The 13,333-nt window shown below is 67.9% G+C and carries 11 protein-coding genes; 5 read left to right on the top strand and 6 right to left on the bottom strand.

Translation table 11 applies throughout. The features are described from left to right. Positions 1-33: 33 nt before the first annotated feature. From AC1M14_RS06400 to AC1M14_RS06410, 3 genes are all read right to left on the bottom strand, one after another. A complete protein-coding gene (locus tag AC1M14_RS06400) occupies positions 34-849 on the bottom strand; it encodes an alpha/beta fold hydrolase (RefSeq protein ID WP_209165796.1) in 816 nt (271 codons plus the stop codon). Further along, positions 846-2,405 carry a benzoate-CoA ligase family protein gene (locus tag AC1M14_RS06405; protein ID WP_102773609.1) on the bottom strand — a complete coding sequence of 520 codons (1,560 nt, stop codon included), beginning with the start codon at positions 2,403-2,405 and terminating at the stop codon, positions 846-848. Before AC1M14_RS06405 ends, AC1M14_RS06400 begins: the two co-directional genes overlap by 4 nt. Positions 2,406-2,474: 69 nt before the next feature. Continuing rightward, positions 2,475-2,945: a 4-hydroxylaminobenzoate lyase gene (locus AC1M14_RS06410; protein ID WP_102773608.1), complete on the bottom strand. Its 471-nt coding sequence runs from the start codon at positions 2,943-2,945 to the stop codon at positions 2,475-2,477. 181 nt (positions 2,946-3,126) lie between these two features. Here AC1M14_RS06410 and AC1M14_RS06415 point away from each other — a divergent pair, with 181 nt between their 5' ends. From AC1M14_RS06415 to AC1M14_RS06435, 5 genes are all read left to right on the top strand, one after another. After that, entirely contained in the window at positions 3,127-4,035 is a 909-nt protein-coding gene (locus AC1M14_RS06415; protein ID WP_102773607.1) for a helix-turn-helix transcriptional regulator, read from the top strand. Positions 4,036-4,175: 140 nt separating this feature from the next. Further along, the gene (gene boxC, locus AC1M14_RS06420) at positions 4,176-5,834 is read left to right on the top strand and encodes a 2,3-epoxybenzoyl-CoA dihydrolase (protein ID WP_479731231.1); all 1,659 of its coding nucleotides are present in this window, start codon (positions 4,176-4,178) and stop codon (positions 5,832-5,834) included. 54 nt (positions 5,835-5,888) lie between these two features. Then, a complete protein-coding gene (gene boxB, locus AC1M14_RS06425; RefSeq protein ID WP_111825616.1) occupies positions 5,889-7,316 on the top strand; it encodes a benzoyl-CoA 2,3-epoxidase subunit BoxB in 1,428 nt (475 codons plus the stop codon). Between the two features lie 54 nt (positions 7,317-7,370). After that, entirely contained in the window at positions 7,371-8,615 is a 1,245-nt protein-coding gene (gene boxA, locus AC1M14_RS06430; protein WP_102773604.1) for a benzoyl-CoA 2,3-epoxidase subunit BoxA, read from the top strand. Between the two features lie 99 nt (positions 8,616-8,714). Continuing rightward, positions 8,715-9,158 (top strand): MaoC family dehydratase, encoded by a 444-nt coding sequence (locus tag AC1M14_RS06435; RefSeq protein ID WP_102773603.1) that lies wholly within the window; start codon positions 8,715-8,717, stop codon positions 9,156-9,158. Here the strand turns inward: AC1M14_RS06435 and AC1M14_RS06440 are convergent. The 3 genes from AC1M14_RS06440 to AC1M14_RS06450 all read right to left on the bottom strand — a co-directional run bounded on the left by AC1M14_RS06440 (position 9,155) and on the right by AC1M14_RS06450 (position 13,305). After that, entirely contained in the window at positions 9,155-10,144 is a 990-nt protein-coding gene (locus AC1M14_RS06440; RefSeq protein ID WP_479731232.1) for a TRAP transporter substrate-binding protein, read from the bottom strand. The genes AC1M14_RS06435 and AC1M14_RS06440 overlap by 4 nt on opposite strands. A 150-nt stretch (positions 10,145-10,294) precedes the next feature. After that, a complete protein-coding gene (locus tag AC1M14_RS06445; RefSeq protein WP_102773601.1) occupies positions 10,295-11,488 on the bottom strand; it encodes an acyl-CoA dehydrogenase in 1,194 nt (397 codons plus the stop codon). Positions 11,489-11,622: 134 nt separating this feature from the next. After that, a complete protein-coding gene (locus tag AC1M14_RS06450; RefSeq protein WP_111825613.1) occupies positions 11,623-13,305 on the bottom strand; it encodes a thiamine pyrophosphate-binding protein in 1,683 nt (560 codons plus the stop codon). Positions 13,306-13,333: the final 28 nt, after the last annotated feature.

The raw sequence follows: 13,333 nt of genomic DNA on the forward strand, positions 1-13,333 counted from the left end.
AGTCTCCGTGCTTTGTTATGGGCCGACGCGGGGTCAGCGGGGTTGTTCCAGTCCGCCGACGAAACCGGCGACGGCCTGGGTGACGCGGGCGGGCTGGTCCTTGTGCGGCGAGTGGCCGCAGTCCGGTATCTCCAGCAGTTCGGTCTGGGGCGCGAGGCGGCGGATGCCGCGGATCTGCGCGAGCGTGCCGTACTCGTCGTCCAGGCCCTGGATGGCCAGCACCGGACAGGCGATGCGCGACAGGTAGGGTTCCAGGTTCCAGGCGCGGAAGGCGGGATCGAGCCAGATGTCGTTCCAGCCCCAGAACGCCGAATCGGCGTGCGCGTGATGGCGGCCCAGCCGGGCCGGCAGGTCCGTCTCCAGATAGGCGCGGCGCGCCTGCGCGATGCTGGCCACCGAGACGTCCTCGACGAAGATGTGCGGGGCGGCCGCCACCACGCCGGCCACGGCGTCCGGGTGCATGGCCGCGTACAGCAGCGCGATCGAGCCGCCGTCGCTATGGCCGTAAAGCACCGGCCGGTCGCGCCGCGCGTCCACGTCCAGCGCGCGGAGCAGGGCGGGCAGCACCTCGCGCGCCTGGTCGTGCATGAATTCCACCGGCCATTTTTCCTGCGCGGGCCGCGGCGTGGAGCGCCCATAGCCCGGACGCGAATACACCAGCCCGCGGCAGCCGCAGGCTTCGCACAGCTGGCGCGGCCAGTCCTTCCACATGGAGACCGACCCCAGGCCTTCGTGCAGGAAGACCAGCAGCGGCGCGTCCGGGCGGGCGGCGGCGATCCACTGGTATTCCAGGCGCAGGTCGCGGCCCAGCGCGTGGATGTCGGCGCAGGCGATTGCGTCGGGATTCATAGCGACGCCTCGGCCAGCTGCCGCAGGCGGAAGCGCTGGATCTTGCCGGTGGCGGTCTTGGGCAGCTCGTCGGTGAAGTCGATGCGGCGCGGGTACTTGAAGGGCGCCAGGTGCTGCTTGACGTAGGTCTGCAGCGCGGCGCCGGTGCTGGCGTCGGGCTGAAAGCCGGGGCGCAGCACCACGTAGGCGCGCGTCTTGACCAGCCCGTCGTGGTCCGGCACGCCGATCACCGCGGCCTCCAGCACGGCCTCGTGCTGCACCAGGATGTTCTCCACCTCCACCGGCGAGACGTACTGGCCGCTGACCTTGATCATGTCGTCGCTGCGCCCGGCATAGGTGTAGTAGCCGTCGGCGTCGCAGGTGTATTTGTCGCCGCTCTTGAGCCAGTCGCCCAGGAAGCACTGGCGCGTCTTGTCGCGGTTGTTCCAGTACATCAGGGCCGCGCTGGGACCCTTGATGTACAGGTCGCCGATGGCGCCGGCAGGCACCGGCGCGCCGCTGTCGTCGCGCAGCTGTACTTCATAGCCGGGCACTGGCTTGCCGGTGGTGCCGTAGCGCAGCTGCCCGGCCTGGTTGGAAATGAAGATGTGCAGCATTTCCGTCGAGCCGATGCCGTCCAGGATGTCGCAGCCGAAATGGCGCGTGAAGCGCTCGCCGATATCGCGCGGCAGCGCTTCGCCCGCCGAGGTACAGATGCGCAGCGCGACCTGTTCGCGCGCCGGCAGGTCCGGCGCGGCCAGCATGCTGGCGTAGAGCGTGGGCACGCCGTAGAACACGGTGGGGCGGTGGCGCGTCAGGCGCTGGAACACCGCCTGCGGCGTGGGGCGTTCGCTCATCAGGATGACGGTCGCGCCCACCGACAGCGGGAAGGTCAGGCCATTGCCCAGGCCGTAGGCGAAGAACAGCTTGGCCGCCGAGAACACCACGTCGTCTTCGCGGATGCCGAGCACCGGCTTGGCGTAGAGCTCGGCCGTATGCCACAGGTTGCCGTGGGTGTGGACCACGCCCTTGGGCTTGCCGGTGGAGCCGGACGAATACAGCCAGAACGCGATCTCGTCGGACAGCGTGCGCACGGCCGGCGCCAGCGGCGCGGCCGCCAGCAGCGCCTCGAATTCATGCGCGCCGGCGGGCAAGGGGCCGGCCGGCTGCGACACCACCACGTGTTCCACGTCGGCGCCGGCCTGCTTGATCGCGGCCTGCACGGTGGGCAGCAGCGCGCCGGAGACGAACACCGCGCGCACCCGGCTGTGGCCGATGATGTAGGCGTAGTCGTCCGCGGTCAGCAGGGTGTTGACCGCCACCGGCACCACGCCGGCGTGCAGCGCGCCCAGGAACACCACGGGCCAGTCCGCCGTGTCCTGCATCAGCAGCAGGACGCGTTCCTCGCGGCGCAGGCCCAGGCCGCGCAGGGCGCCGCCCAGGCGCGCCACGCGCTCGGCCAGCTCGCCGTAGCTGAGCTGGCGGTGGTCGTCGATATAGGCGGGCTTGGCGGCGCGCGCAGCGTTCAATGCCGCCAGGTGGCTGGCGAAATTCAGTTCGGCGGGACAGGTGTTCACGGTTGTCTCCTGGTGTCCTGGTGGGCGGATGCCGCGCTCTTGTCTGTTTATTGGTCGGGAAGGGCGGCGCTAGCCGCGCGAGAACTCGATGGCGCCGCCCGGCAGCAGGTACAGCACCAGGGCGCGCCCGCCCGTCACGGTAGGGCTGTGCGCGCTCCCGGGGCCGTAGACCAGCCAGCCGGCGCCGTGGCCGTCGAAGCGGGCGCCTTCGGTCAGCGGCATGATCATGTCGATCTCGCCGTTGGGATGCGCATGGTGGGGACCGGCCAGGTCGTCCATGTCCACCACGTCGACCGAGCAGTCGGCCAGGTCGGGGGCGGGCTTGATCACGCGGCCGTAGCGGATGCCGCCGCCCTCGCGCGAGCACATCCAGCCGTCGGCCACGCCTTGCCGGCAGGCCGCGAAGATGTCCTGGTACAGCGCGCTGTGGGGGCCGGCCTCGCGGTTCAGCCGGGCCTGCAGCCCGGCGTCCAGTTGCTGGCCGGCGGCCAGCCGCGCGACGTCGCGCATCAGGGCATGGAATCGATCTGGCGTGGTCACCGGGGCTCCTCCTTTACACTTATCGGCGCTTTTCGAAGCGGATGAATTCCACTGCTGTTTTTTTGCATCTGACCGGCAGTTGAATTCACTTGAGTGAAAAATAGTGCTTCCATTGATAATGGTCAAGCACTATAGTGCACAAAACAATGACTATCAGGGTTTTTGCGGAGCCAGCCAGAACATGAATCAAGCGCTAGACGCGGCGCCATCCGAACCCCGGCGCGAGGCTTTTCTCGTGGCGCTGGGAGAGCGGGTGCGCCGACTGCGGGCCATACGCGGGATGACCCGCAAGAGCCTGTCGCAGGTCACGGGCGTGTCCGAGCGCCACCTGGCCAATCTGGAGCACGGGGTGGGCAACGCCTCCATCCTGGTGCTGCTGCAGATCGCGCGGGCCTTCAACTGCGCGCTGGCCGAGCTGGTCGGCGACGTGACCACGGAATCGCCGGACTGGCTGCTGATCCGGGAGCTGCTCAGCGGCCGCACCGAATCCGACCTGCAGCGCGCGCGCGAGGCGCTGACGCAGCTGTTCGGCGTGGGCGCGGGCGCGCAGCGCCCCAATCGCACCCAGCGCGTGGCGCTGATCGGGCTGCGCGGCGCGGGCAAGTCCACGCTGGGCCAGATGCTGGCCGACGACCTGGGCTATCCCTTCGTCGAGCTGAACCGCGAGATCGAACGCGTGGCCGGCTGCAGCATCCTGGAGATCCACAACCTGTACGGCCCCAACGCCTACCGCCGCTACGAACGGCGGGCGCTGGAAGAGGCGGTGCAGATCTATCCCGAAATGGTGCTGGCCACGCCGGGCGGGCTGGTCTCGGAGCCGGCCACCCTGAACCTGCTGCTGGCGCACTGTTATACGGTGTGGCTGCGCGCCACGCCCGAGGAACACATGGGCCGCGTCATGGCGCAGGGCGACTTCCGGCCCATGTCCGGCAACAACGAGGCCATGGCCGACCTCAAGCGCATCCTGGCCGGGCGCGAGGCCTTCTACGCCAAGGCCGATCTCACCTGGGTCACCAGCAACCTGGACGTGAAGGAGAGCTTCGCGGGGCTGCGCACGCAGGTGCGCAAGGCCTGCGGTCTGCCGTTGTAGGCCCGGGGGCGGGTGGGCGCGCCCGGAACCGGAATTTTTTTGCATGTCCCCGCTTGACGGGGATTTTTTTTGCCCTTAATCTGCATAATAATTCATGTTGTGCAGTATTTTTCCTGTCTAGGCGTGCAAGGAGACACACGATGAGCAGCACTCTCAACTGGGTAGATTTCCGGACCGATCCCGGCCAGTACCGTCATTGGCGCCTGAGCTACGACGGCCCGGTTGCCACGCTGGCCATGGACGTGGCCGAAGACGGCGGCCTGCGCCCCGGCTACAAGCTCAAGCTGAATTCCTACGACCTGGGCGTCGACATCGAACTGCACGACGCGCTGCAGCGCATCCGCTTCGAGCACCCCGAAGTGCGCAGCGTGGTGGTCACTAGCATGAAGGAACGCATCTTCTGTTCGGGCGCCAACATCTTCATGCTGGGCCTGTCCTCGCATGCCTGGAAGGTGAACTTCTGCAAGTTCACCAACGAAACCCGCAACGGCATCGAGGACTCCAGCCGTCACAGCGGCCTGAAGTTCATCGCCGCGCTCAACGGCGCCTGCGCCGGCGGCGGCTACGAGCTGGCGCTGGCCTGCGACGAAATCATGCTGGTCGACGACCGCTCCTCTTCCGTGGCGCTGCCCGAAGTGCCGCTGCTGGGCGTGCTGCCCGGCACCGGCGGACTGACCCGCGTGACCGACAAGCGCAAGGTGCGCCACGACCATGCCGACATTTTCTGCACCCTGGTCGAAGGCGTGCGCGGCCAGCGCGCCAAGGACTGGCGGCTGGTGGACGAGGTGGTCAAGCCCGCCCGTTTCGAGCAGGCCGTGCGCGAACGCGCGCAAGCCCTGGCGCAGGGCAGCGACCGCCCGGCCGATGCGCAGGGCGTCGCGCTGACGCCGCTGCACCGCGAGGAAAGCGCCGATGGCCTGTCCTACCGCTACGTCGACGTGCGCATCGACCGCGACAAGCGCCTGGCCGTCTGGACCGTGCGCGCGCCCGAGGGCGACGCGCCCGTGGAAATCGCCGATATCCTGGCGGCCGGCGCGGCCTGGTGGCCGCTGCAGATGGCGCGCGAACTGGACGACGCCATCCTGTCCATGCGCACCAACGAACTGGACATCGGCACCTGGGTCTTCAAGACCGAGGGCGACGCCGACCGCGTCCTGGCCGCCGACGCCGCGCTGGAACGCCATGCGGACCACTGGTTCGTGCGCGAAACCGCCGGCATGCTGCGCCGCACGCTGGCGCGCCTGGACGTGACCTCGCGCAGCCTGTTCGCGCTGATCGAGCCCGGCTCGTGCTTTGCCGGCACGCTGCTGGAGCTGGCGCTGGCCGCGGACCGCAGCTACATGCTGGACGACGAGGATGCGGCCGCGCCGGCGCGCATCGTGGTGGGCGCCGGCAATTTCGGCGCCTATCCCATGGTCAGCGGGCAAAGCCGCCTGCAGCGGCGCTTCCACGAGGAAGCCGCCCCGCTGGAGGCGGTGCGCGAGCGCGCGGGCCAGCCGCTGGCGGCCGCCGACGCGCTGAAACTGGGCCTGGTGACCTACGCGCCCGACAGCATCGACTGGGACGACGAAGTGCGGATGATGCTGGAAGAGCGCCGCGCCCTGTCGCCCGACGCGCTGACCGGCCTGGAAGCCAACCTGCGCTTCGGCGCCAACGAAACCATGGAAACCCGGATCTTCGGCCGCCTGACGGCGTGGCAGAACTGGATCTTCAACCGTCCGAATGCAGCCGGCGAGAAAGGCGCGCTCAAGCTGTACGGCAAGGGCGAGCAGGCCGCCTTCGACTGGAACCGGGTCTGAACGGCCCGGCGACGCCGCGCCGCGCGGCCCCCACTTCAAGAACAGGAGCGAGACATGTCCGGCATCAACTACACCGATAAGATCCCCAACAACGTCAATCTGTCCGGCGACCGCACGCTGCAGCGCGCGCTGGAACACTGGCAGCCCAATTACCTGCAATGGTGGCAGGACATGGGCCCGGACGGCTCGCACGGTTTCGACGTCTACCTGCGCACGGCGGTCAGCGTGCAGCCCGACGGCTGGGCCCATTTCGACCACGTGCGCATGCCGGACTACCGCTGGGGCATCTTCCTGACGCCGCAGGACGGCCAGCGCAAGATCCATTTCGGCGAGAACATGGGGCGCGACGCCTGGCAGGACGTGCCCGGCGAACACCGCGCCAACCTGCGCCGCATCATCGTCACGCAGGGCGACACCGAGCCGGCCTCGATCGAGCAGCAGCGCCACCTGGGGCTGACCGCTCCGTCGCAGTACGACCTGCGCAACCTGTTCCAGATCAACGTCGAGGAAGGCCGCCACCTGTGGGCCATGGTCTACCTGCTGCATCGCTACTTCGGCCGCGACGGCCGCGAAGAGGCCGACGCGCTGCTGCAGCGCAGCTCGGGCGACGCCGACAATCCGCGCATCCTGGGCGCGTTCAACGAAAAGACGCCGGACTGGCTGGCGTTCTACATGTTCACCTACTTCACCGACCGCGACGGCAAGTTCCAGCTGTGCGCGCTGGCCGAATCCGGCTTCGACCCGCTGGCGCGCACCACCAAGTTCATGCTGACCGAAGAGGCCCACCATATGTTCGTGGGTGAATCGGGCATCTCGCGCGTCATCCAGCGCACCTGCGAAGTGATGAACCAGTTGAAGACCGACGACCCCGCCAGCGTGCGCGCGGCCGGCGTGATCGACCTGCCCACCATCCAGCGCTACCTGAACTTCCACTACAGCGTCACCATCGACCTGTTCGGCGCGGACCAGTCCTCCAATGCCGCCATCTTCTACAGCTCGGGCCTGAAGGGCCGCTACGAAGAAAGCAAGCGCACCGACGACCACCAGCTCAAGAACGACACCTACCGCGTGCTGACCGTGGACAACGGCAAACTGCAGGAAGTCGAAGTGCCCATGCTCAATGCGCTGAACGAAGTGCTGCGCGACGACTTCATCCGCGATTCCGTGGCCGGCATCGGACGCTGGAACAAGGTCATCGAGAAAAGCGGCATCCCGTTCCGTCTGCAGGTGCCGCACAAGGCCTTCAACCGCCAGATCGGCACGCTGGCCGGCATCCGCATGTCGCCCGAAGGCGAACTGCTGTCCGAGGCCCAGTGGCAGGCCCACAGCCACAAGTGGCTGCCCAGCGCCGAGGACCGCGCCTTCGTCGCCTCGCTGATGGGGCGCGTCACCGAGCCGGGCAAGTTCGCCAACTGGATCGCGCCGCCGGTCATGGGCATCAACCGCCAGCCGGTGAATTTCGAGTACGTCCGTTTCAACTAAGACGGGGCGGCGGCCGCGCCGGCGGCCGCCTGCCGGAGCATGGGGAAGACCACGATGAACGCGCCCTTACCTGCAGAAGTCCTGAAGCAGCATCTCATCGATCCCGAGATCTGCATCCGCTGCAATACCTGCGAGGAAACCTGTCCGATCGACGCGATCACGCACGACGCCAACAACTACGTGGTGGACCCGGACATCTGCAACGGCTGCATGGCCTGCGTGCCGCCGTGCCCCACCGGCGCCATCGACAACTGGCACCTGGTGCTGCGGGCCGAGGCCTATTCCGTGCGCGACCAGCTGGGCTGGGAAGAGCTGCCCCAGCAGCAGGCGCTGGAGGCGGCCGGGGCGGCCGCCGGCCAGGCCGACGCGGCGGGTGCGGCCGAACCCGCCGCGGACGCGCCGCAGCCGGCCTATGTCACGCCGGGCGCGGCGGTGCCGCCGTGGTCCGCGGCCCATCCGTACGTCAACCTGTACACGCACAAGACCCCGATGACGGCCACCGTGGTCGGCAATTACCGGGTCACCGGCGCCGATACCGACAGCGACATCCACCATATCGTGCTGGATTTTGGCGAGCTGCCGTTTCCCGTGCTGGAAGGGCAGTCCATCGGCATCCTGCCGCCGGGCCTGGACGCCCAGGGCCGGCCGCACCACGCGCGCCAATACTCGCTGGCCAGCCCGCGCGACGGCGAGCGGGCCGGCTACAACAACCTCTCGCTGACGGTCAAGCGCGTCACCGAGGACCATGCCGGCGCGCCCGCCCACGGCGTCTGCTCCAACTACCTGTGCGACCTGGTCAAAAACGACAAGGTGCAGGTGATAGGGCCGTTCGGCAACACCTTCCTGATGCCCAACCACCCGCGCGCCAATCTCATCATGATCTGCACCGGCACCGGTTCGGCCCCCATGCGCGCCATGACCGAACGCTGCCGCCGGCGCATCGACTCCGGCGAGAACGGCAGGCTCATGCTGTTCTTCGGCGCGCGCACCGAGCGCGAACTGCCGTACTTCGGCCCCTTGATGAAACTGCCCTCCGACTTCATCGACATCAACCTGGCGCTGTCGCGCGAGGCCGGCCAGCCCAAGCGCTACGTGCAGGACCTGATCCGCGAGCGCGCCGACAAGGTGCTGGAGCTGCTGGCCGACCGCAACACCTGCATCTACGTCTGCGGCCTGAAAGGCATGGAAGTCGGCGTGCTGGACGCATTGCGCGACGTGACAGTGCAAGCGGGCCAGGATTGGTCTATCCTGCATGATGCGTTGCGCCGCGAGGGGCGGCTGCATTTCGAGACCTATTGAACGGCCGCGGCCCTGTGCATGGCCGCCCGCGGGTCGACATGCAAACAGGCAACGGCGCGCGCTGGCGCGCCGTTGGCTTTTTCGGGGGATAAACAGAACATGAAATTCGCCGATTTCAAAGACGGCATGCTCATCAAGGCCGGTCCGGTCACCGTGACGGAAGCGGAGATCCTGGAGTTCGCGCGCAAATACGATCCGCAATGGTTCCACACCGATCCCCAGCGCGCCTCGGCCGGGCGCTGGGGCGGCCTGATCGCGAGCGGCTGGCACACCTGCGCGCTGACCATGCGCATGGCCGTGGACGCGGCGCTGCACGACTCCGAATCGTTCGGTTCGCCGGGCCTGGGCGAAGTGCGCTGGCGCACCCCCGTGCGCCCCGGCGACACGCTGCGCCTGGAAGCGCGGGTGCAGGGCGCGCGCACCTCCTCGTCGCGCCCCGACCTGGGCATCATCACCTGGGCCTGGACGGTCTACAACCAGCACGACGAAGCCGTGCTGGAGCTGGATGCGACCAGCTTGTTCGATCTGTCGGGCGAGGATTAACGCTTCTTCCCGCCCTGCTTCAAAATCGCCGCGCCCTCCGGTCCGGCCTCGGCCTGCCACGTCTTCACCGAATCCGCCGCCGCGTCCTTCAAGGCCTTGCGCACCGGCAGCGGCACCGCGGTATTGATGGTTACGCCGTTCTTGCGCATGTTGGCGTAGTTCTGCTGCAGGCGGCCCTCGATCCGCTTCCATTGCTCGGTCTCGGTCTGCGCCGCCGCCTGGTCGATGGCGCGGCGTCCGCGCGCGTCCAGCTCCTGGTAGGCCCGCAGGTTCATCGTCGCGATGGAGATCGGCATGGCGTAGTTGATCTCGGCGAAATGCGGCAGGTATTGCCACAGCTTGCGGCCCGCGCCGCCGTCGCCGGATGACAGCACCGCGTTGATCTCGCCCGAGGCGATCCGCGGCATGGCGTCGGAGAACGAGATGTTCTGCGCCTGGGCGCCGGCCTTCTGCATCACGTTCTGCGACGTCGCGTCGTAGGTGCGGATGCTCAGCTTCTTCAGCGTCGCGACGCTGTCTATCTTCTGCTTGGACCAGATGCCCGAGGCCGGCCACGGCGTGGTGTAGAGCAGCTTCTGGCCATGCGCGGCCAGCAGCTTTTCATAGGCCGGACGGGCCGCCTTGTTCAGGTTGCGGGCCTTGGACAGCGAATCCGCCAGGAAGGGCAGGGACGAGACCCCGAACAAGGGATATTTGGTGGCCAGGGCGCCGGCGAACGCATCGCCGGCGTCGACTCTGCGGGCCTGCACCGCCTCGATCATTTCGCCCGACTTGATCTCCCTGGCCGCGTCGTAGCTGACGTCTATGAGCACCTTGCCGGCGCTCTTGGCGCGCACCAGGTCGGCGAAGGTCGCCAGGCCCTGGCCGGGCATGGACGTGGCCGGATACTCGGTGGTCATCGTCAAGGTGGTGACGGCGTAGGCGCCGTGGGCCATGAAAGCCATGGCGAAGCCCGCCGTCAGGCGGAGAAAGGAATAGCCTTGCATGCACGACTCCTGGCCGGTTGGGATCTGGCCGATCCCACAAAGCGTAAGGCTTGCGCAAGGGCGCGGCTATCCGGGCTTTCCTCTCCTCCAAAAAAAGGAAAAGGCCGTCCCGAAGGACGGCCTCTGCTCACCGCGAGACGCGGCCGGCGATCAATAGAACGCCTGGATGCCGGTCTGCGCGCGGCCCAGGATCAGGGCGTGCACGTCGTGGGTGCCTTCGTAGGTGTTGACCACTTCGAGGTTCACCAGGTGGCGGGCCACGCCGAATTCATCGGAGATGCCGTTGCCGCCGAGCATGTCGCGCGCCAGGCGGGCGATGTCCAGGGCCTTGCCGCAGGAATTGCGCTTCATGATCGAGGTGATTTCCACCGCGGCGGTGCCTTCGTCCTTCATGCGGCCCAGGCGCAGGCAGCCTTGCAGCGCCAGCGTGATTTCGGTCTGCATGTCGGCCAGCTTCTTCTGGATCAGCTGGTTGGCGGCCAGCGGGCGGCCGAACTGCTTGCGGTCCAGGGTGTACTGGCGGGCGGTGTGCCAGCAGGCTTCGGCGGCGCCCACGGCGCCCCAGGCGATGCCGTAGCGGGCCGAGTTCAGGCAGGTGAACGGGCCCTTCAGGCCGGACACGCCGGGCATCATCTGGTCGGCGGAAACTTCCACTTCGTCCATGACGATTTCGCCGGTGATCGAGGCGCGCAGGCCGACCTTGCCGTGGATGGCCGGGGCCGACAGGCCCTTCATGCCCTTTTCCAGGATGAAGCCGCGGATCTTGCCGTCGAAGTCGCCGCCCACGCACTTGGCCCACACCACGAAGACGTCGGCGATGGGCGAGTTGGTGATCCACATCTTGTTGCCGGTGAGCTTGTAGCCGTCGGCCGTCTTGACGGCGCGGGTTTCCATGCCGCCGGGGTCGGAGCCGTGGTTGGGCTCGGTCAGGCCGAAGCAGCCGATCCATTCGCCGCGGGCCAGCTTGGGCAGGTACTTCTGCTTTTGCGCTTCGCTGCCGAATTCATTGATCGGCACCATCACCAGCGACGACTGCACGCTCATCATGGAGCGGTAGCCGGAGTCGATGCGCTCGACTTCGCGGGCGATCAGGCCGTAGCTGACGTAGTTCAGGCCGGCGCCGCCGTATTCGGTGGGGATGGTGGCGCCCAGCAGGCCCAGTTCGCCCATTTCGGAGAAGATGGCCGGGTCGGTCTGTTCGTTGCGGAATGCGTTGAGCACGCGCGGAGCGAGCTTGTCCTGCGCATAGGCCTGGGCGGCGTCGCGCACCATGCGCTCTTCTTCGGTCAGTTGCTGGTCCAGCAACAGGGGGTCTTGCCAGTGAAACGAGGGATTCGAGGACATGCTGGGTCTCCGCTATGGATTTCCGTGTTCGGAATGCTAAAAAGTTTAAACCTAAAATAATTGGGACGGCAAGCCGCCGGTGGCGCGGCGCGCTTTACGCGCGCCGCCGGCGCCAGTCGGGCCTTGCCGCCGTGTCAGTGCCGGGCCTTGAGGGCCGCCTCGCGGATCTTCTCCAGCGTGGTGCCCGGCGTGATGGTTTCCGGATCGATGAAGCAGTGCAGGATGGCCGGCTTGCCGCTGGCCAGGGCGCGCTCGAAGGCGGGCCCGAACTGCTCCGTGGTCTCGACCCGTTCGCCGTGGCCGCCGAAGGCGCGCGCGTATTCGGCGAAGTCCGGGTTCTTGAGCGCGGTGGCCGAGATGCGGCCGGGGTAGTGTTTTTCCTGGTGCATGCGGATGGTGCCGTACATGCCGTTGTCCACCAGCACCACCACGATGGGCAGGTCGTACTGCACGGCGGTGGCGAATTCCTGGCCGTGCATCAGGAAGCAGCCGTCGCCGGCGAAGCACACCACCGTCTTGTCGGGCCAGATGCGCTTGGCGCCCACGGCCGCCGGCAGGCCGTAGCCCATCGAGCCCGAGGTCGGCGCCAGCTGCGTGCCGTAGCGCGTAAAGCGGTGGAAGCGGTGCAGCCAGGTGGCGTAGTTGCCGGCGCCGTTGGTCATGATGGCGTCGGCCGGCAGGGTCTTTTCCAGGTAGGCCATGACCTGGCCCATCTGCAGCGCGCCGGGCGTGGCGATGGCCGACGGGTCGCTCCATTTCAGGTACGACTCGCGCATGGCCTGCGTGCCTTCGGCCCAGGCCGGCGCGGCGGGCGCCTTCAGGCCGGCCAGCGCCTGCGCGAAAGCCGCCGGCGAGGTATTGATGGCCAGCGTGGGGCGGTAGACGCGCGCCAGCTCGGCGGAATCGGGATGCACGTGCACCAGCTTCTGGCGGGGCACCGGGATGTCCAGCAGCGTATAGGCCTGGCTGGGGTTTTCCGACATGCGCCCGCCCACCAGCAGCACCAGGTCGGCGTCGGCCACGCGCTTGAGCAGCGCCGGGTTGATGCCCAGGCCCACGTCGCCGATGAAGCATGGGTGATCGGCCGGGAACAGCATCTGGCGGCGGAACGACACGGCCGTGGGCAGCGCGTGGCGCTGCGCGAAATCGGCGAACTGCTGCACCGCGCGCGCGTCCCAGCGCGTGCCGCCCAGGATGGCGACCGGGTTCCTGGCCTCGGCCAGCAGCTTTTCCAGGTCGGCCAGCTGGCCGGCGGTGGGCGCGGAATCGATGATCTCGTAGCGCGGCGCGTCGGCGACCGTGGCGGCTTCGACCAGCATGTCTTCGGGCAGGGCGATCACCACCGGGCCCGGACGGCCCGAGGTCGCCACGTGGAAGGCGCGGGAAACCAGCTCGGGGATGCGTTCGACCTGGTCGATCTCGGTGACCCACTTGGCCTGCGTTCCGAACACGGCGCGGTAGTCCATTTCCTGGAAGGCTTCGCGCTCGCGCATGCCGCGCTCGATCTGGCCCACGAAGAGGATCAGCGGCGTGGAATCCTGCTTGGCGATGTGCACGCCGGCCAGCGCGTTGGAGGCGCCGGGGCCGCGCGTCACCATGCAGATGCCGGGCTCGCCGGTCAGCTTGCCGTGCGCGTCGGCCATCATGGCCGCGCCGCCTTCCTGGCGGCACACGGTGACCGAGATGTCCGCGTCGTGCAGGCCATCGAGCACCGCAAGATAGCTTTCGCCAGGGACGCAGAAAACGTGCTTGACGCCCTGTGCAACCAGCTGGTCGACCAGGATGTGTCCGCCGAGGCGGGATTTTTGCTGGGACATAGGGGTGGGGGTCATGAAAAGCCTAGGT

Source organism: Achromobacter sp. SX5 (assembly GCF_056711425.1).